This is a genomic window from Actinomadura sp. 9N407 (assembly GCF_044326315.1).
Classification (GTDB): Bacteria; Actinomycetota; Actinomycetes; order Streptosporangiales; family Streptosporangiaceae; genus Spirillospora.
On sequence record NZ_JBIRAW010000004.1, the window covers coordinates 352431 to 369965 of the forward strand.

15 protein-coding genes are annotated in these 17535 nt (G+C 73.0%); 3 read left to right on the top strand and 12 right to left on the bottom strand.

The window, feature by feature from the left end; translation table 11 throughout:
- Nucleotides 1-76: 76 nt before the first annotated feature.
- Complete coding sequence (locus tag ACH34Q_RS09280) at nt 77-3388, top strand: hypothetical protein (protein WP_395982378.1); 3312 nt, start codon at nt 77-79, stop codon at nt 3386-3388.
- A gap of 8 nt (nt 3389-3396) precedes the next feature.
- On the opposite strand, the gene ACH34Q_RS09285 is transcribed toward ACH34Q_RS09280, so the two are convergent.
- Together ACH34Q_RS09285 and ACH34Q_RS09290 are read right to left on the bottom strand one after the other, a co-directional pair.
- Nucleotides 3397-4365, bottom strand: a complete 969-nt coding sequence (locus ACH34Q_RS09285) for a glycosyltransferase (RefSeq protein ID WP_395982379.1) — start codon at nt 4363-4365, stop codon at nt 3397-3399.
- Nucleotides 4366-4578: 213 nt separating this feature from the next.
- Complete coding sequence (locus ACH34Q_RS09290) at nt 4579-6021, bottom strand: LCP family protein (RefSeq protein WP_395982380.1); 1443 nt, start codon at nt 6019-6021, stop codon at nt 4579-4581.
- Between the two features lie 117 nt (nt 6022-6138).
- On the opposite strand from ACH34Q_RS09290, the gene ACH34Q_RS09295 reads away from it, so the two are divergent.
- On the top strand, nt 6139-7092 hold the full coding sequence (locus ACH34Q_RS09295) for a DUF6177 family protein (protein WP_395982381.1): 954 nt from the start codon (nt 6139-6141) through the stop codon (nt 7090-7092).
- Nucleotides 7093-7276: 184 nt separating this feature from the next.
- On the opposite strand, the gene ACH34Q_RS09300 is transcribed toward ACH34Q_RS09295, so the two are convergent.
- Entirely contained in the window at nt 7277-8005 is a 729-nt protein-coding gene (locus tag ACH34Q_RS09300) for a hypothetical protein (RefSeq protein WP_395982382.1), read from the bottom strand.
- Nucleotides 8006-8470: 465 nt separating this feature from the next.
- Here ACH34Q_RS09300 and ACH34Q_RS09305 point away from each other — a divergent pair, with 465 nt between their 5' ends.
- A complete protein-coding gene (locus ACH34Q_RS09305) occupies nt 8471-9313 on the top strand; it encodes a hypothetical protein (RefSeq protein WP_395982383.1) in 843 nt (280 codons plus the stop codon).
- Nucleotides 9314-9407: 94 nt separating this feature from the next.
- On the opposite strand, the gene ACH34Q_RS09310 is transcribed toward ACH34Q_RS09305, so the two are convergent.
- From ACH34Q_RS09310 to ACH34Q_RS09350, 9 genes are all read right to left on the bottom strand, one after another.
- Nucleotides 9408-9821, bottom strand: coding sequence for a hypothetical protein (locus ACH34Q_RS09310; protein WP_395982384.1), 414 nt, complete (start codon nt 9819-9821; stop codon nt 9408-9410).
- Nucleotides 9818-11338 carry a MinD/ParA family protein gene (locus ACH34Q_RS09315; RefSeq protein ID WP_395982385.1) on the bottom strand — a complete coding sequence of 507 codons (1521 nt, stop codon included), beginning with the start codon at nt 11336-11338 and terminating at the stop codon, nt 9818-9820. Before ACH34Q_RS09315 ends, ACH34Q_RS09310 begins: the two co-directional genes overlap by 4 nt.
- Nucleotides 11339-11435: 97 nt before the next feature.
- The gene (locus ACH34Q_RS09320) at nt 11436-11849 is read right to left on the bottom strand and encodes a hypothetical protein (RefSeq protein WP_395982386.1); all 414 of its coding nucleotides are present in this window, start codon (nt 11847-11849) and stop codon (nt 11436-11438) included.
- 12 nt (nt 11850-11861) lie between these two features.
- Nucleotides 11862-13121, bottom strand: a complete 1260-nt coding sequence (locus ACH34Q_RS09325; RefSeq protein ID WP_395982387.1) for a hypothetical protein — start codon at nt 13119-13121, stop codon at nt 11862-11864.
- 13 nt (nt 13122-13134) lie between these two features.
- Entirely contained in the window at nt 13135-13965 is an 831-nt protein-coding gene (locus ACH34Q_RS09330) for a hypothetical protein (RefSeq protein ID WP_395982388.1), read from the bottom strand.
- Nucleotides 13962-14447 carry a hypothetical protein gene (locus ACH34Q_RS09335; protein ID WP_395982389.1) on the bottom strand — a complete coding sequence of 162 codons (486 nt, stop codon included), beginning with the start codon at nt 14445-14447 and terminating at the stop codon, nt 13962-13964. Before ACH34Q_RS09335 ends, ACH34Q_RS09330 begins: the two co-directional genes overlap by 4 nt.
- A 44-nt stretch (nt 14448-14491) precedes the next feature.
- Complete coding sequence (locus tag ACH34Q_RS09340) at nt 14492-14965, bottom strand: hypothetical protein (RefSeq protein ID WP_395982390.1); 474 nt, start codon at nt 14963-14965, stop codon at nt 14492-14494.
- Complete coding sequence (locus ACH34Q_RS09345) at nt 14962-16506, bottom strand: glycohydrolase toxin TNT-related protein (protein WP_395982391.1); 1545 nt, start codon at nt 16504-16506, stop codon at nt 14962-14964. The genes ACH34Q_RS09340 and ACH34Q_RS09345 overlap by 4 nt, the downstream gene beginning before the upstream one ends.
- Entirely contained in the window at nt 16490-17533 is a 1044-nt protein-coding gene (locus ACH34Q_RS09350) for a glycohydrolase toxin TNT-related protein (RefSeq protein ID WP_395982392.1), read from the bottom strand. Before ACH34Q_RS09350 ends, ACH34Q_RS09345 begins: the two co-directional genes overlap by 17 nt.
- Nucleotides 17534-17535: the final 2 nt, after the last annotated feature.

Genomic DNA, 17535 nt, shown 5'->3' on the forward strand with positions numbered 1-17535 from the left:
GCGGCGCAATCGACGCCCCCAGTCAACGGCGCTCTGACCACGACCACGACTCAGGGAACACGGGGAGACGACGGGCGTGACTTCACCGAGGACTCCGGACGAAGAGCCGGGCGGCGACCGGCCCCAGACCGAGTCGCCCGAACAGCGGCCGGCCGAGGAACCCGCCGCCGGCGGGCCCGCGGCACCGCCCCCGCCGCAGTGGCTGGACGAGGGACAGGCGCCGCCCGGCGCGCATCTGCTCCCCGAGCCACCGCCCCTCCCACCCGAAGGCGGCGGGACCGAGGGCGCGAGCGAGGCCGTGCGGCCAGAGGACCAGACGCTCGCCGACCAGACGATCGGTGACGTCGACGACGGCAGCACCCAGGTCTTCGACCGGGGTACCGCCGCGGGCAGCGGCGGCCCTCCGGCCGCCGACCCGAACATGACGGTGACCGATCTGGCGGACTTCATGCCGTTCGCCGACAAGTCCGCCGCGCCTGCCGAGCCCGAGGCCGAGGCCTCACCGGACAGCGACAAGACCTCCGTCTTCTCCAGCACGCCTCCGCCGCCAGCCACGGAACAGATCCCCGAGGCGAGGTCGGTGGCCGAATCCGCGGCCAAGTCCCCGGAGCCCCCCGCTCCTCCGGCCGCTCCCTCGGCTCCGGTTCCGTTCCCGTACGCGCAGGACATCCCCGGGGCTCCCCTGCCGGCCCCGCCCCCACCGGCTCCGACCGCGCCCCCGGGGCCGCCGGAGCCGTTCCCGTGGGCTCAGGAGATCCCCGACACCCCGGGCCCGCAGTCGTACCAGGCTCCGGCCCCGCCCGAGCCGTTCCCGTGGGCTCAGGAGATCCCGGGCACCCCCGCGCCCGAGGCGGCCGCTCCGGCTCCTCCGGCGCCGGAGCCCTTCCCCTGGGCGCAGCAAGTCCCGGGTCCCCCGCAGCAGCATCCGATGGCGAACCAGCCATGGGCGCAGGAGATGCCCAACGCGCCGCAGCCGCAGGCCCAGCCGTACATGCAGGCGCAGGCGTCCCCGCAGCCGGTGGCGCCACCGCCCCAGATCGAAGAGCCCTGGCGTACCCCGGCCCCGCCCAAGCGCAAGGGCAAGGGCGTCAAGAAGGGGCTGTTCATCGGCGTCGGGGGCCTGGCCGCAGCCGCGCTCGTGGCCGGGGGCGGTTTCTTCGTGGTGAACATGGTCGGCGGGGACAGCGGCGGCGAGGCCGGCGCCAAGCTGGCCGGCTCGGTGTTCGCGGCCGACCCGGCCACCCGTACCGACGGCCGCGACCAGCAGCTCACCTCGGTCGCGTCGGCCGGTGCGACCGTCGTCGCGGTCGGCTACGAGGCCGATCCCCGCGCGGCCCGCGGCCGGTTCCTGGTGTCCGGGGACGGCGGCCGTACGTTCAAGGTGGCCAAGGTCGAGGACGCGGGCGGCGGCGAGCCCGGCCCCGGCGAGCTGCCGCGCGTGGTCGCGGGTTCGGAGAAGGGCTGGATCGCGATCGGTGTCCGTGCCGGTGGCGGCGGCGCCGTGTGGACCAGCCAGGACGGTACGAGCTGGCGACGGCTGCCTGACATGGCCGGACAGCAGTTCGGCGCCAACTCCCGCGTGCGGCGCGTGGTGGCGTCGAGCTCCGGCTATCTCGCGATCGGCACCACCTCCAAGAAGGGCGACTTCAAGGACGCCGAGCCGGCCGTGTGGACCTCCGCCGACGGCACACGCTGGGAGGTCAAGAACGGCAACAAGATGGGCCTGCCGTTCGAACGCGGTGAGATCCAGTTCCTGGAGGCGGCCACCAGCGGGAACGTGGTGCTGCTCGAAGGCTTGCACACCGCCAATCCCGGCGGCGGGAAGCCGCAGGTGGGCCGGCGGGCCTTCCGTTCCGACGACGGCGGGGCCACCTGGACCGAGTCCAAGGTCCCGGTCCCCAAGGGCACCCGCGGGCTGATGGTCGGCGGCGGCCCGGGCGGTTTCCTCGCGATCCGCGAGATCCGGGCCGGCGGCAAGGCCTACGGCCAGGCGTTCACGTCCAAGGACGGCAGCGACTGGACGCAGACCGGTCGGCTGGAGTCCGCCGGCTACCAGCGCACCAGCAGCGTCCTGGCCTCCGGCCAGGGATACGCCGCCGTGGTGGTCCGCGGCCGTGACGTGGCGATCTCACGCAGCCAGGACGGAGCGACCTGGCAGGACGCGGGCGCCGTTCCGATGCAGAAGGGCCGCAGCCTCCTGTCGTCCACGCTGAGCGAGGGACAGGCCGTCATGGTCGGTTCCGACAGCGGAACCGGCGAACTGGACGCGCTCCTCGGGGTCTGGGACGGCTCGGGCGCGCAGGTCCCGGTCGACCTCGGCAAGATCCCGGGCGCGGTCCGGCCCGACCATGCGGTCACGGCGGTGGGCGCCTCCGCCGACCGCGCGGTCGCGGTGGGCAGCACCGGCGGCGACGCCGCGGTGTGGACGTCGCAGGACGGCACCGCCTGGACCCGCGGGCAGGGCGCGCAGAACGTGCTGTCCCGCAAGGGCACGCAGCAGCTGACGAGCGTGACGTCCGGCAAGGCGGGCTGGTTGGCGGTCGGGTCCGACCAGGTCAATCCGCGCCGCCCGCTGGTCGTCACCTCCGCGGACGGCGCCGCCTGGCAGGCGGCCGATGCCGCCGAGCAGTTCCGGCCCGCCAAGAACACGTCGCTGGCGACCTACGCGGCCACGTCCGGCCCGTCCGGTTACGTCATCGCCGGCGAGGACGGCCTGTCCGCGGCCGTCTGGTTCTCGGCCGACCTCAAGACGTGGGAACGCGGAGCCAGCGTCGGCAACAACGGCCTGGAGGCCCTGCCCAACTCCAACCGCTGGATGCGGGGCGTCACCGCCGCGCAGTCCGGCTACGTCGCGGTCGGCGGCCTGCGCGATCCCGCCGCCGGCGGCGGCCCGGGAGCCCGCCCTGCGGTGTGGACCTCGCCTGACGGCAAGCAGTGGACGCTGCAGCAACTGCAACTCCCCGGCGGCGTCGCCGAGGGCACGCTGACCCATGTCGCGGCCAAGGGCGATGTGGTGGTCGCGGCCGGCGTCGCGGGAGCGGCCTCGCTCGCCTACATCTCCGCCGACGGCGGCAAGACGTGGAAGCAGACTCCCCTCGCGAACCCGGAGGGCACCACGAACCTCCAGGTCACCGCGCTGACCGCCACCCCGAAGGGATTCGCCCTCACCGGAACGAGCGGCCCGCCGAACGACACCGACGTCGTCTCGTGGACCTCGGCGGACGGCACGTCCTGGACGGGCGCCGAGCAGGAGGGCGAGGGCCTCGCGGGCGGCGGTGAGCAGGCGATCCTCGGGCTGGTCACGTTCAAGGACCGGCTCCTCGGCGTGGGCCGCAGCAGCGGCACGACCGGCGAGCAGCCCGTCCTCTGGGACCGTCCCGTCCCCTAGGGCAGGCCCTAGGTGCGGTCCGTGGTGGGCTTGGGTTCGGCCGCGGGGCTGCGCGAGTGGCGCGGAGCGTACGCCTCGCGCGGCCGGGCGGCCCTGCTCCCGGCGTGGTCACCGACCGCCGTGTCGTGGAGGCGCGAGCGGTTGCGGCGCGCCCCGTACGGGGCCACGATCCAGCGGTAGACGGGTCGCCGGATCAGCGTCGGCACCAGCCGGTAGCCGCCGCGCACAACGACGTTGCGCACGTACTGCGGCTGCGAGATGAAGCCCTCGCGGCGCATCTCGCGCTGCAGCCGCAGCTCGGAACGGAGCAGCGCGCGGCCGCCGCGGCGCTCGTACGCACCGTCGCCGACCCGGTAGTAGACCAGCGGCTCGGCGACGTTCTCGACCCGGGCCCCGTTCGCGATCATGCGGGCGAACAGCCAGTAGTCCTCCATCAGCGGCAGGTCGCCGTAGCCGCCCGCCGCGATCACCGCGCTGCGCCGGTAGACCACCGTCGGGTGGTTGAACGGGTCGTGCAGCCGCGAGTAGCGGGCGATGTCGTGCGGGTCGCTCGGCGGCGTGCGGCGGCCGACGATGTCGTCGAGGTCGGTACCGAACTCCAGCAGCCCGGCGCCGACCAGGTCGGCACCGTTCACCACCAGCGGCACCTGGAGCCGGAAGCGGTGCGGCATCGCCACATCGTCGGCGTCCATCCGGGCCACGATGTCGTACCGGCTGGCCTGCAGCCCCGCGTCCAGCGCCGGGCCCAGGCCGCGGTTGTCGGCCAGCTGGACGAACGTCACCTCGACCGGGCTGCTTGCGACCAGTTCGGCCAGGCAGCGGCCCAGCTCCGCGTCGACCGGTCCGTCCTGGACCAGGACCACCTGGTCGGGCCGCAGCGACTGGGCCTGCACCGCACTCTGGAACGCCGCCCGGACATACTCCTCCCGGTCACCGCCGTACACGGTCATGAGCAGGGCGAACGGTTCCGGGCGCATGGGTCCATTTCCGGCAGCGGGCCGTGGTCGGTCCGGCGGAGCCCGGGACGGGGTTCGGCTCCGGAGACGGAAGAACGGCGATCGGGGAGCGGGCAGGGAGGGGACAGGGGGTCGAACGGGATGTAGTTGTTCGTCCTAGGTGGGACGCATGAGAGGTCTTTATGGTTGAGCGGGGCCAAGATACCGGGTCCGGACCAATGCGCTCAGCTCTGCTCAGGCCTGGGCGCAAACGTCCTGATCGGCGCGGATCTCGCCGACCACCTTGGGGAGCGGTGCGGCCGCTCCCGGCAGCACCGCGCCGTCGGCTCCGACGATCAAGTAGACCTGGCCCGGTTTCCCCGCCGCCCATGGTTTGGGTGGATGTCCGGGCATGGCCGCCGCCAGGGCGGCCGCCTGCCGCTGGGCGCCCGGGCCGAACAGGATCCGGGTCTTGGCGCCGTCGGTACGCGTCTTGCGGGTCCCGACCTTGTTGACCGTGAAGCCCTTCTCCTTCAACTGGTCGGCGGTGCGCTGCCCGAGCCCATCGGTACGGGTCGCGTTGTAGACCGCGACCTTGACCTGCGCCGGAGGCATCGGCTTGGCCGCCTGCGGCGGGGGGGCCGGCGCGGGTTCGGGGACGGCGTTGTCCTTGCGGATCGCCTCGAAGAGCGGTGCGGCCTGCGCCGGGTTGATCTGGACGCGGTTGTGGTCGGGCGGATAAGCCTGCACCGGAACGGTGACGAAGCGGACCTTGCCCGCGCTGATCCCGCGCAGCCCGCCGGCGAGTTTCTGCATCGCCGACAGCGTCAGCCGGTCGTCGGCCTTGATGGAGCCGGCCACCGCGGACAGGAAGTTGTAGGTCTTGCCGGGATCGGCCAGCATCCCCTTGTCGGTGGCCTTCTTGACCACCGAGGCCATGAACGCCTGCTGCCGCTGGATCCGGGACAGGTCCGAACCGTCGCCCAGGCCGCCGGTACGGGTCCGGACGTAGCCGAGGGCCTGGTCGCCGCGTACGGTCTGGCGGCCCTTGCGCAGGCGCAGTTCGGCCTTGGGGTCGTTGATGGCCTTCGGCACGCAGATCTCGACGCCTTCCAGGGCGTCCACCACGCGCTTGAAGCCGGCGAAGTCGACCTCGACGTAGTGGTCGATCCGGATGTCGGTGATCGACTCGATGGTCTTCCAGGTGCAGGCGGGGCCGCCCTGCGCGTACGCGGAGTTGATCATGTCGAGCCGGCCGGGGACCGTACCGCCGCCGGTCTTCTTGCAGGACGGGATCCGCACCATGGAGTCGCGCGGGAAGCTCATCCCGATGGCGCGCTCGCCGCCCGGGGACAGGTGCAGCAGGATCGTGGTGTCGGACCGCTGGCCCTCTTCGGTGCCGTACCCGGCGTTCTCCCCGGCCCGGCTGTCGGAGCCCATCACCAGGATGTTCATCGCGCCGTTGAGCTTGGCCGGACGGTCGTCGCCGAGCTTGCCGTCGACGTTCTCGCGGGTGATCTGGCCGTCGATCCGGCGCCAGAACCCGTACGCGGTGAGGCTGCCGAGCACCAGCAGCACCGACATGACGGTCGACACCCAGCCGAGGACGCGCCAGCCGCGCCCCCGCTCCGGCGGTTCCGGTGGCGGGGGCGCTGTCCCGGTGAAGTACACCCGGTCGGGCGCGGCGAGCGGCTGCATCCGTCACATTTCAGCACAAGTAGGACACGGGCCACGGCGGTCACGCGAAACTTCGTCCCGGGCCCCGTCCGCCTCCGCCCCGGACGCGGCCGGGGCAGGCCTTAGACTCGGGTCGAGATGAGCACCGTAGACGTACTGACCGACCAGTCCATGGTCGTGCTGCAGGACCGCCCGATCGTGCCGCTGAGCGCCTGGCTGGCCGAGGCGCTGGCCGACTGCGCCGAATCGGGGCGCACCCTGCAGCTGGTCACCCCCCTGGATTCGCGGGTGTCCCTGCCGCTGCGCGCCGCCGCGGCCGGTTCCGGCATGCAATGGGTCGTCCGGGACGTGAACGGCTACTACGAGGGCCTCACCGGCCGCCCGCTGCGGTGGAGCGGCGGCACGTTCGTCCCCGTGCCCGACGCGCGCGACTACGCGCCGGGCTTCACGACCCGGCCCAGTGCCCCGATCGGCGCGCAGTTGAGCCTGACGTACCGGATCCGGTACGGCGCCGAGGGCGATCTGGGCGGCGCGGTCGACCGGCTCCTCAAGCTCCTCACCGGCACGGCCCCCACCGGCTGGGGTCCCGCCGAGCCGCTGGCGCACACCTGGCGCCCCGACCTGCTCACCGAGTACGCCCGCGGCCGCAACGGCGCCCGACTGTTCATCGTCGGGGACGGTCCGCGCCCGGCCCAGGCCATCTGCGAGTTCTCCGGTACGGGCGGCGGCGCGATCGCCGAGGTCGGCACCGCCACGGTCGGCTACAGCCCCGAGGACCCGCCGCCCGTCCAGCATCTGCCCTCGCTGGTCGGCGCGCTGGCCGGCGAGCAGCCGATCCTGTCGCTGTTCGCCCAGCTGATCCCCGGCCGCAGCGATCTCACCACCGAGCCGCGCTGGACCGGCGCGCCCGGCCCGCTGGCGATGGCCGTCAGCGGCACCGTGGCGGGCCCGGCCGGGCTGCCCGGCCAGCAGGTCGGCCCCACCCGCGGTCCGCTGACGTTCTTCCCCCTGGGCGACGGCCGCTCCCCCGAGGGCTGGCAGCGCCACCGCATGCTCATGCAGCACCTGCGCACGGCCCACGCCTCCGTCTGAACGCGCAGGCGCCTAGGGCGTGTCACAGGCCCCAGCCACCGCGAGCGCGCTACCTGCACGGGGAGGCGACGCCGAAGGCGAGCCTCACCGGGCGGATCGCGAAGCGATGTCGCGCTCGCCAAGGCACGGTTGCGGTGCGAGCCGCCAGGCGAGCACCGCAGGCCGGGACTTTGAAAATAGGCGACTAGTCGCCGATGGTGTAGAGGTTGCTCAGGGTCGCGTGGAACCTGCGGATGAGCGTGTCGCCGTAGGTCTGCGCCGGACCGCTTCGGGGGCCCGGGACGCGGGACTCGTTGACGAACGACTGCCGGATCAGCACGTGCTCGCCCGAGGACGAGGACGACCACCAGTGGCCGGGCTCGTTCCCGTACGCGACGCGGATCTTCGGTGCGACGTCGTCGTTGATGGCCCGCGAGACCCGCCTGGCGTCCTCGGGCGTCTCGAACTTCATCGCGGTCATCTGCACGTACACCTTCTTGTTGGGGCTCTGGTACATCGCGCCCTGAAGGTCGTCGGCGCACGGCGTGCGGCGCAGCAGCGTCGCCAGCCGCGGCTTGGCCTCGGCGGAGCAGCTCCTGGTCCAGCGGCTCGACTGCCGGTACTCGCCACGGCTCGTCTCGACGCTGGTGGCGAAGAAGGACGGGCTCAGGTCGACCGTCCTGGGCCCCGTCGAGGTCGGCTCGGGCGCGGAGGTCGGCGGCTCGGGGACCGACGCGGTGATCGACGGCACGACGATGCCGCTGCCGGCCCGCCGGCGCTCGGGGCCGTCGTCGCTCACCACCACGACGAACACCACGACGCCGATGAGGGCCAGCACGCCCATGGCTCCGGCGATGATGATGCCCACGAGGGCGTTCCCCTTGGGCGGCCCGCCACCGGGCGGCCCGCCACCGGGCGGGGGGAACGGCGGCATCGGGCCGCCTCCGTACGGTCCCTGCGGTCCGTACGGAGGGGGCGGCGGCCCGGGTTGATAGGGGGGTGGAGCGCTCAACTCGGCATCCTCATCCGTGAGCTCGGAACACTGCGGGCACTCTATCGATCCCGGCCGACATCATCCCCGTTTCGTCCTGAACGGAGTGGATTGCGACGATCGGGCGTTCCGGCGTGCGGTGCCGGACGTGCGAGCTGCGGGCGCGAATTCTAAATCGTACGGAATGGGACGGAACGGTCCATGGCGGCGCAGCGTCTGAGATCCTGAACGGGCTTCCAGTGGGGGATGTGACACATTTCTCACCCTCCGGAGCGCCCTGCACGCAAGGAGTTCGCGGCCCCAGAGCCGGCGCGGTGTTCGGTCCACCCGAAATCCGCCGCAAAGGTGTCGTACCCTGACCTGATCTTGACAGCGAACCGCTGATCTGCAATCGGCTTTGGAGAGCACATGAACCCCCCCGAGTGGCCCGGCCAGAACCCGGGTTCGCCTTACGGCCCGCCCGGCCCGCCCGGCCCGCCCTCGGGCCCGCCCATGCACGGCCCCCCTGGAATGGGGATGCCCCCGGGCATGCCGCCCGGCCCCGGTATGCCCGGCCCGGGAATGCCGGGCCCCGGCATGCCGCCGCCGCGCAAGAGCGGCGGTGGCGGCGCGCTCATCGCGCTGCTCATCGCCGGCGCGATGCTGTTCCTGGTCCTGATCGGCGTCGGCGCCTTCGTGATCCTCGGCGGCGACGATGACGACCCCCCGCCGATCACCTCGCCGACCCGCGGCTACACGTCGGAGCCCACCGACGACCCGACCACGAGCACGGGCGGCGGCGCCGACCCGTCCGGGATCCTGGCGTCGACCATCCGCACCACGGGCGGCACGTACACCCAGGTCGGTACCCGTACCGGTACCTGCACCTCACGGGCCAACACCACGCTCGCCACCCGGCTGCGGACCTACCCGTGCACCGACAGCCTGTACTCGGGCGTCTACGCCAGCCCGACCCGCAACATCATCACGGTCATCTCGATCATGAAGGTGGGCTCGTCCACGGACGCCAGCGCGGTGAGCAGCGCCGTCAACTCGGAGGGCTGGCCCAAGCTGCTCAAGCCGGCACCCGGCAGAGGCCTGCCGACGCTGGACAAGGAGCCCGACTTCTGGACCCGCGCCTGGACCACGGGCTCGCAAGTGGTCTACGCGCAGTCGTACTGGGCCAGGGGCGGCGCGACCGGCGGCCGGGAGGGCTCGGTCTACAACGCGGCCGGCGAGCTCGGCAAGGAAGTCGTCGACCAGCTGCGCTAGCCCCTGAGGAGTGAGGAGGCCTACGCCTCCGCCGCGCGGCGAGCACGTTCCGCCGCGCGGCCCCGCATCACCCGCCGCGCGGCGGTCGTTCCGGCTACTGCCCGGGACCGGCCACCGCGCCGGTGGCCTTCCAGCTCAGCGCGGACGGCTCGGCCGGAAGCTCGGGCCAGACCGTACCGCCGGCATAGTGCACCAGCGCCTCGGCGAACCGGCGCGCCACCCGCGCCGCGTCCGGAACGTCGGCGACGGCGCGGACATCGACCCACCAGACCGGCGACCCGAACCGCTCGGCGGCCGGCCGTCCCAGCAGCCGCGCCACCTCGCCGGGGGCCTCGACCAGCACCGGGTCCTCGATGGACACCAGCACCCGGCCGCCCGCGTCCCGTACCCGCACGGCCTGGAACTCGCCGCCGAGCAGCTCCAGCGGCTCGCCCATCGCGACCAGTCCGTCGGCCACCGCGTAGACGTCGGGCTCCCGCCGTACGAGGGCGACCAGATCGCTGCTCACTGCGCCACTCCCGACAGCCCGAGGGCACGGGCGAAGACCTCGGCGGCGACACGGGTGACGGCGTTCCGCGTACCGGCGCCCATCTTGTCGAGGCTCACCATGCCGCCGGTGGCCAGATGCCGGTCATAGGGCACCTGGACGACCTGCATGCCGCCCTCGTTGAGCATCTCCACCGCGCGGTCGATGTCGGCGCCGCCGTGGGGCGCGTGCGTCACCATCGCGATCACCGTGCGCGACAGCAGCGCGGCCTGCCCGTTGGCGGTGAACCACTCCAGCGCTCCGCGGGCGCTCAGCGCGCCGTCGACCGTACCGGGGGTGACCAGCACCTGGGCGTGCGTGGTGGCCAGGATGCCGCCGTGCAACTCGGTGAGGATCCCCGCGCCGCAGTCGACGACCGCCGCCGCGAAGTAGCGGTTGACCGCGCCGAGCGCGGCCTGGAACGTCTCCAGCGTGAACTCGCCCGCGATCCGGCCGTTCCGGCTGGCGGGCAGCACCCACAGGCCGTCCTGCGTACGGGACAGGTAGGGCAGCGCCTCCTCGAACGTCTGCGGCTGCCGGCCGGCGAGATCGAACAGCGAGTACTCCGACCGCACCCCGAGCCGCAGCGGCAGCGAGCCCAGCTCGGCGTCGGCGTCGACCGCCAGCACCCGGTCGCCGCGCTGGCGGGCCAGCTCGGTGGACAGCAGCGCCGCCATCGTCGTCTTGCCCGCGCCGCCGCGCACGCTGACCACGGCGATCTGCCGGTAGCTGGGCACCTGCCGGCCGAGCAGATCGGCGACCTCGCCCATCTCGCGGATGCCCTGGGCACCGGAGCCGAGGCCCTTGATCACTCCACGGCCCATGCGGCGGAGCAGCGGATCGGCGTGCCGGTTCTTGGCGACCAGGTCCTCCGCGTCCACGCGGTGCCCGCCGGGACCGGGCGGCCCGGGGTGAGGCGCCTGCTGCGCGCCCGGGTGGGGCGCGTCCGGCTGGGGGCCGCCCATGTCGGGCCCCGGCGCGGCCGGATCGCCCAGCAGCTCCTGCGGGAACCCCACGAGCGGGATCTCGAACGCGCCGGGCGCCGGCGGGCCGGGCGCTTCTGGAGCGGGAGCCTCGGGAGCCGGAGCCTCGGGGACGGGCGGCTCCTCGTACGCGACCGGAGCGGGCTGCTGCTGCGGGGGCGGGGCCGGGAACGTGGGCGGCTCGGGAGCCGGCGGCTGAGGCTGGGCGTACGGCTGCGGCGGCTGCGGGGGCTGCTGAACGGGCGGCTCGGGGGCGGGCAGCGGAGCCACCGGCTCGGGAGCGACGGGCTCCGGCGCGGCCGCCGGCTGGGCCGCCTGGGCCGCTTGCGGCGCCTCCTGGGCGGCGGTCGAGCCGCTGCCCCAGGCGCTCTGCGGAGCAGGCGGAACGTCGTGGATCGGAGCCATGCCCGAGTTGGCCGCGGGACCGTCATGGGCGGAGATGTCAGGGACGGCCAGTCCGGTCTGGGACACGCCGAGTTCGCTCAGTACGGTGCTCTGCCAGCTCGGGTCGGACACCGGCCCTCCTTTCCTCGCCACAAGCCTACGACCCTCGCGAACCCTTACGCAGCGCGAGCCTCGCCTCGCCCGAGAAGATCGCCGGTACCCGCGGACCCTAGCGGGCGGCGAGGTGCTTCAGGTCGTCGAGGTCGTCGGCCCGGGCCTCCGAGCCGGGGATGACCGCGCCCAGGTGGCGGGCGTTCTGGGCGATCGGAAGCTCGGCCCGGGCGAACTCGGCCAGCAGCCCCGCGGCAGGGACGCCCCGGGACTTGGCGTCGCGCAACTCCGCCGACCATGCCACGGCCTCGTTGCCGCCGTCGTCGCCGGCGGCCGGGCGCCGCACGAAACCGGCCGCCTCCTCGCCGTCGGCGACCCACAGGTAGCCCAGGATCGTCCCGGTTCCGTCGCCGACCGCCAGGTAGCGGACGGGCCGGCCGGTCGTCGCGGCGTACCTGGCGGGCCCGGGACCGGCGGGCTTGAACGGCAGGTCCTCGGTCGTTCGCCGCGCGTCCCGCGGATCGGTGGCCATTCGTTCTCCCCCTTACACCGGCGGCGGCACGAGAATGCCGCGCCACCGGAGCGTGCGCTTGGCCCGGTCGCGGTCGACGGCGTCGAGCGCGGGGACCTGGAAACGGTGCGCCCGGATGTGCGCGACCAGGTCGGGCTCGGGCGGGACGCCGTGGACCTCCAGGTGGTACGGAACGCCGCCGAGCCAGATCCAGGTGCCATCGGTCTGGTACGTGTCGGGGACCCGCGCCGGGCGGGCCGGATCGAAACCGTCCGGGAAGACGTTGCCGCTGTCGTACACCACGGGCGCCTCGCGCAGGTAGCGCAGCACCTCGTCACGCTCGCCGGGTGCGAGCGCGGGGCGCATCACGACGCCGGGCTCGTCCTGGACGGGGTTGTACGAGACGCGCAGCGACTGCTCGTAGACGGCGGCGTGCCGGCGCAGGTCGTCCAGGCTCGGCAGCTCCTCCACGTGGGCGTCCAGCGGTACGCCTCCGGCCGTGGGGTCCTCGGGCATGGTCCTGCAACGCGAGAGCACGTCGGACGCGGGAACGCCCTGCGCGTACAGCTCGCGGAGCCGCAGGACCCAGGAGCCCATGGCGGCGTTGCCGGGCGCACCGGCGTCCTCGCGCGGGACGAAGAACGCCGCGCCGCCGGTGACCGCCGCCCACAGGTAGCCCAGGACCACGGCGTCCTTGGCGACCGGCAGGTAGCGGACCGGCGCGCCGGTGGTCAGGGCATAGCCCGGCGGGAGCTCCATGTGCAGCGGGCCCCAGCCCTCCGACCGGTCCATCGGGGAACCGTCGGGAAGCTCCCCGTCCGCGATCGAGCCCCACGGGGACGGCGGGATGTCGGGGTTGGCCAGCAGGCGGAGATCCTTGAGGTGGACCGCGGGCCGCTCCTCCGCGCCCGCGGGCACCCCGCCGCCCTTGGGGTCCTCGGGCCGGCCGATCCAGCTCCGGATCGCCTCGCGGGCGGGCGTCCCCTCGGCGTACGCGGCGTCGAGCCGGTGGCCCCAGACGAAGGGAGCCTCGTACGCCTCCTCCAGGAACTCGTTGCGCCGGATGAAGCCCGCCGACCGGTCGTCCACGCCCGCCCACAGGTAGCCGACGTGGTGACCGTTCAGCATCACGGGCAGATGGACGATGGGCCGCTTGGTCGAGAGCGCGTAGCGCTGCTCGGACGCACCGGCGCCGTACGGCCCGGCGGACTGTCCCGGCCCGGTGGAGGACCCCGGCCCGTACGGCCCGGGAGGGGGACCGCTCTGGCCGCCCGGAGGGTAGGGATTGCTCATGACGACCTCATCCTCACGAGGAGCCGGTGATGGCGGCGACGGCGGCGGAACGGACGTCGTCGGCGACCTCGGGGACGCGGAACTCGCCGGCCCGGATGTGGTCGGCCAGCTCCGGCTCCGGCGGGACACCGTGGGCGCGCAGGTAGTAGCCGACGGCTCCGGGCCAGATCCAGGTGCCGTCGGTGTGGTAGGTCAGCGGGACGTTCCGGGCCCGTTCGGGGTCCAGCATGTCGCCCTCGTAGCTCCGCGCCGCCAGCACGATCGGGGCCTGCTCCAGGTAGCGCACCATCGCGTCGCGGTCACCGGCCGGGACCTCGGGCCGCTGGACCACCGGCCGCCCGTCGGGCTCGGTGGAGTCGAACGGCCTGGCCATCCGCATCTCCCGCCCGGCGCCGTCGCGGCCGTCCAGCCACTCGGGGGTGTGCCGCGGCTCGCGCGGGAAGCGCCGGCGCTCCTCCTCGTACGCGGCGGGCGGCGGCGCGCTCTGCCACCTCGGCTCCTCGTCGCGGATGTACTGGATCTCGTAGGAGAAGGGGAACGTGAGCTTGAAGGTGGCGGAAAACCAGGTGCCGAGGCCGGGGCTGTACATACCCGCGCGCAGCCGCTCGAACAGCTCGCCGAGCTCGGCAGGGACGTCGATCGGGCTGGGCAGCCCGGGGCCGGTGACCCGGCGGATCTGCCCCAGCGTCTCGCTGTGCGAGCCGAGCGCGCGGTGCACCACCGTGCACTCCTCCCACCCGGCGGGCAGGGCGTGCGTCAGCAGCAGGGTGATCTTCTGGAGCAGGTCGTTCTGCTCCACGGGATTCAGCCGCTCCGCGGGATTCAGCGGCCCGTTCTCGCTCACCACTTACCTGCCTCCATCCCTTGTGCCCGCTCGCGCAGCCAGCCGGGGACGTGCTCGTCCGTACGGGGGAACGCGGCCAGGTCCTGCGTCCAGAGCTCGGGCGCGATCGGCGGGTCCCACATCGGGTCGAAGTCGCCGTTGAAGCTGACCCAGTACGCGCTCGGCGGGTCCATCATGAAGCGCATCCCGAACCAGGTGCCCTCGCCCTGCCGGTACATCATCGACCGCAGCTCGACCGCGATCGGCACGCAGTCGCGGGGCGGGTCCACCGCCGGTGAGCCGCCGTCCCTGGTGAGCACGGTCAGCCGGACGTCGGAGACCCCGGTCAGCATCAAGATCTTCAGGTCGATCCGCCGCCAGTCCGGCGGCACGTTCTGCAGCATGCTCCGGCCCAGCTGCTGGACGAGCGCCTCGTAGCGCTGCTGGTCGTACGGGCGCGGCTGCTGCCACGGGACCGGCACCTCGGGTGGGGGCTGGGTCATCGGGTCGCTGCTCCTTTCTTCCTCGGGCGGGTCCTCGGGCGAGTCTATTGCCCATGCACAGGCCCCTGGAGCCGGTCGCGGAGCCACCTCGGGACGTGCTCGCCGGTACGGGGGAACGCGGCCAGATCCCGCTCCCACTCCTCGCGCGGGAGGGGCGGATCCCAGAGCGGATCGAAGGCGCGGTTGTAGCTCACCCAGTGGGGATCGGGCCACCGGGTATCGGGAGGATCCATCATGAAGCGCATCCCGAACCAGGTGCCCTCGCCCGGCCGGTACATGATCGACCGCAGCTCGGCCGCGATCTCGGTGAGCTCTCCCGAAGGTTCCACCGGCGGGACGGCTCCGGTCTTCAGGACCACGGTCAGGGCGACGTCGGAGACCTCACCCGTCATCCGGATCTTGAGATCGATGCGCCGCCAGTCCGCCGGCGCGTCCCGTGCGAGGGCGCGTTCCAGCCGCTCGATCAGCCGGGCGTGGAGATCCCGGTCGTACGGCCGTGGCTCTGGTCGTGGGGTCATGGGGTCGCGCTCCCGGTCGGGTTCCCGGCCGGCTGGACGGGCTCGCCGCCGGGCCCGGTGATCTCGACCAGTTCCCCGGACCGCAGCAGGTCGGCGATCGGGCGGGACACGTAGAAGCCCCGGCCGTCGGTACCGGCCGGCCGCTCCTCTTCTGCCGGTCGGTCCTGCCCGGTCGGGAAGATCGGCGTCGCGGTGAACAGGCCGGGCGAGACCTCGAAGGGCCGTTGGACGCGGTACACGTGATACGCGTACTGCTCGGGCGTCCCGTACAGGCCGCGCCTGGAGAACGGCGTCCCGATGGTGAAGAGGACATCCCGGTCGGGCTCGCCGTACGCGTCCAACTCCGTACCCGGTTCCAGGACCTCGGTGGGGAAGGTCTCCGCCACCGGCCGCTCCCGTACGGGCGGCCTCGCCTTCGGCAGCCACTTCTCGGCGCACCGGCGGAAGATCTCATGGGTACTGACGAAATCGCCCCGGGAAGGCACCGGGCCGGGCCGGCAGACGAAGTAGCCGCCCGGACGGTTGTGGAGGGTCGACAGCCGAATGTAGCGGCGCCCTCGCGCGGCGGCACCGCTCGGCCGTTCGACGCTCCGTGAACGCCGCATTTGCTTGGTCCCGAACTGCTGGTAGTCGCCGAGCGTCCAGGTGTCGACGCCCTTCCGGGGGGCCGTCAGCATGGACAGGACGCCGGCCGCCGTCAGGACCGTGCTGTTGACCTCCGCCCCCGCCTCGGCCAGCACGGCACCGATCGCGAACGCCGCCGCGGAACGGGCCTCCTCGAAGGCGTGGACCTCGGCGCCTGCCCCGTCCTCCATCCGTACGGCCAGCCAGGACGGAGCCGCATGGACCACCGACCAGTGGCCATCGGCGAGCCTGCCCACCAGGAAGCGGTCCGCCTCCTCGGGCTCCAGCACGTCCAGCAGGAGAGCGCGCGACGCCGCGAACAGGTCCGCGAGGCCCTCGGGCAGCGCCGCGACGAGATCACTCTCGCGTTGCGGCGACCGCAGGAGTTCCCCAGAGTCAAAGCGGTCCGCCGGTGCCTGCACCATCGCCAGCCGTCCCAGCCACTCGGGAACGTCCTGCGCGTCCTGGGGATGCGCCAGCAGTTCTTCGGCGGCGGCGGCAGGCGGGACTTCGTCAGCCCAGGAGATCTCGTCGGCGTACTTGTAGCTGACGCCCCACAGCGGCCTCGGGCCGTCGAGATCCGACGTCTCACCGGCGCGGCAGCGAACCTTCAGGTTCATCTCCAGCCACGTACCGCGCGCCTTCTCGTGCATCCGTGACCGCAAGTCCCGAAGGAGCTCGTGCACGCCCGACAGCGGCAGGAGCTCTTCCGCCTCCCGCATCCGGGTGGGCGTCGCCTCGTTGTGCCTGTTCGGCAGCCTCGGGTGCACCAGCCCGCCACCGATCACGGCGTACTCGAACGAGGTACCGACCGCGCGGTAGGAGAGGGAGGCCAGTTCCCAGCCGCCGGGCATGAGGTGAACCAGCAGCGAAGCGATGTCGTCGAGACATCTGTCTTCCTCAGCCCGTTCCAGCATCCTTCACCTCCCGCGCCTTCTTCCGCTCTCGCCGCTCGTTCAGGATGCGTGCGGCTTCCCACACGGGGACTTCGGCGAGTTCGCCGGACGCGAGCAGGGCCGCGATCGAACCGTGCATCAGGTAGCCGCGTCCCTTGTCGGACGGCTCGTGGAGGTGTTGCAGCCCGGACGCCGGTACGGGGGTCGCCTTGACCGGGAAGCCTTGGTAGACCCACAGAGGCCGCCGTACGACGTAGAAGTGACGGGTGTGCGCTATCCCGGTCTGGGACAGGCCGCGCCGCTCGAACGGCGTACCCATGGTGAACAGGTACTCCTGGTCCGTACTTCCGAAGCCCTCCAGGAGAGTGCCTTCAGGCAGTTCCTCGCCGGTGCTCGCGCCGAAGTCGCCGGGGAGGCGTGGCTCGACGAGCCGCAGGAAGATCTCGTGCGTGCCGATGAACGGGCCGTTCCCTGTCGATGGTGGGCCGGGGCGAAGCACCCGATAGGCCGCGGGGCGTCCAATGATGGGCTCCAGCGCGATGCCGGTACGCCCGTAACGCGGGCGCTCCTCGACGCGCGCGGCATCCGCCGCGCGCCGTCCCTCTTCCGTCACCCCCCAGGTACCGCCGAGCTCCGCATCATGGACATGCTCGACGATGTCCAGGTCCCGCAGGAGGTAGGAGTGGACCGTCACCTTCTCGTCGACGATCAGCCCGGCCGCCGCATACGCGACCGCCGCCTGGGCCGTACCGAACGACACCGCGTGCGAAGGCTCCGCCGGTAGGACGTCGTCCGCGCATCGGACCGCGAGCCACACCGCATCGCCGCGCAGCACCGACCAGTGACCGGGCTCCAGTCGGCCGACCAGGAAGCGCGATACCCGGTCGCCCACCAGGTCGCGCAATACCCGGCGGCCCCAGACGAACATCCAGGCGCTCTCCGGACGAAGCGCCCCCGCCAGCTCGTGCTCGTCCTGCGGAACCGCCGGAAGGGCGTCGGCACCGACGACGGCGGGGTTCACGGGATCCGGCTCTCTGCCCTGGACCATGG

Excerpts from the sequence above, each read along its gene's own strand:
- ACH34Q_RS09335 (WP_395982389.1), bottom strand. The coding sequence starts at position 14,447 with ATGACCCAGCCCCCACCCGAGGTGCCGGTCCCGTGGCAGCAGCCGCGC.
- ACH34Q_RS09300 (WP_395982382.1), bottom strand. The coding sequence starts at position 8,005 with ATGCCGCCGTTCCCCCCGCCCGGTGGCGGGCCGCCCGGTGGCGGGCCG.
- ACH34Q_RS09295 (WP_395982381.1), top strand. The coding sequence starts at position 6,139 with ATGAGCACCGTAGACGTACTGACCGACCAGTCCATGGTCGTGCTGCAG.
- ACH34Q_RS09345 (WP_395982391.1), bottom strand. The coding sequence starts at position 16,506 with ATGCTGGAACGGGCTGAGGAAGACAGATGTCTCGACGACATCGCTTCG.
- ACH34Q_RS09305 (WP_395982383.1), top strand. The coding sequence starts at position 8,471 with ATGAACCCCCCCGAGTGGCCCGGCCAGAACCCGGGTTCGCCTTACGGC.
- ACH34Q_RS09285 (WP_395982379.1), bottom strand. The coding sequence starts at position 4,365 with ATGCGCCCGGAACCGTTCGCCCTGCTCATGACCGTGTACGGCGGTGAC.
- ACH34Q_RS09320 (WP_395982386.1), bottom strand. The coding sequence starts at position 11,849 with ATGGCCACCGATCCGCGGGACGCGCGGCGAACGACCGAGGACCTGCCG.
- ACH34Q_RS09290 (WP_395982380.1), bottom strand. The coding sequence starts at position 6,021 with ATGCAGCCGCTCGCCGCGCCCGACCGGGTGTACTTCACCGGGACAGCG.
- ACH34Q_RS09325 (WP_395982387.1), bottom strand. The coding sequence starts at position 13,121 with ATGAGCAATCCCTACCCTCCGGGCGGCCAGAGCGGTCCCCCTCCCGGG.
- ACH34Q_RS09340 (WP_395982390.1), bottom strand. The coding sequence starts at position 14,965 with ATGACCCCACGACCAGAGCCACGGCCGTACGACCGGGATCTCCACGCC.
- ACH34Q_RS09350 (WP_395982392.1), bottom strand. The coding sequence starts at position 17,533 with ATGGTCCAGGGCAGAGAGCCGGATCCCGTGAACCCCGCCGTCGTCGGT.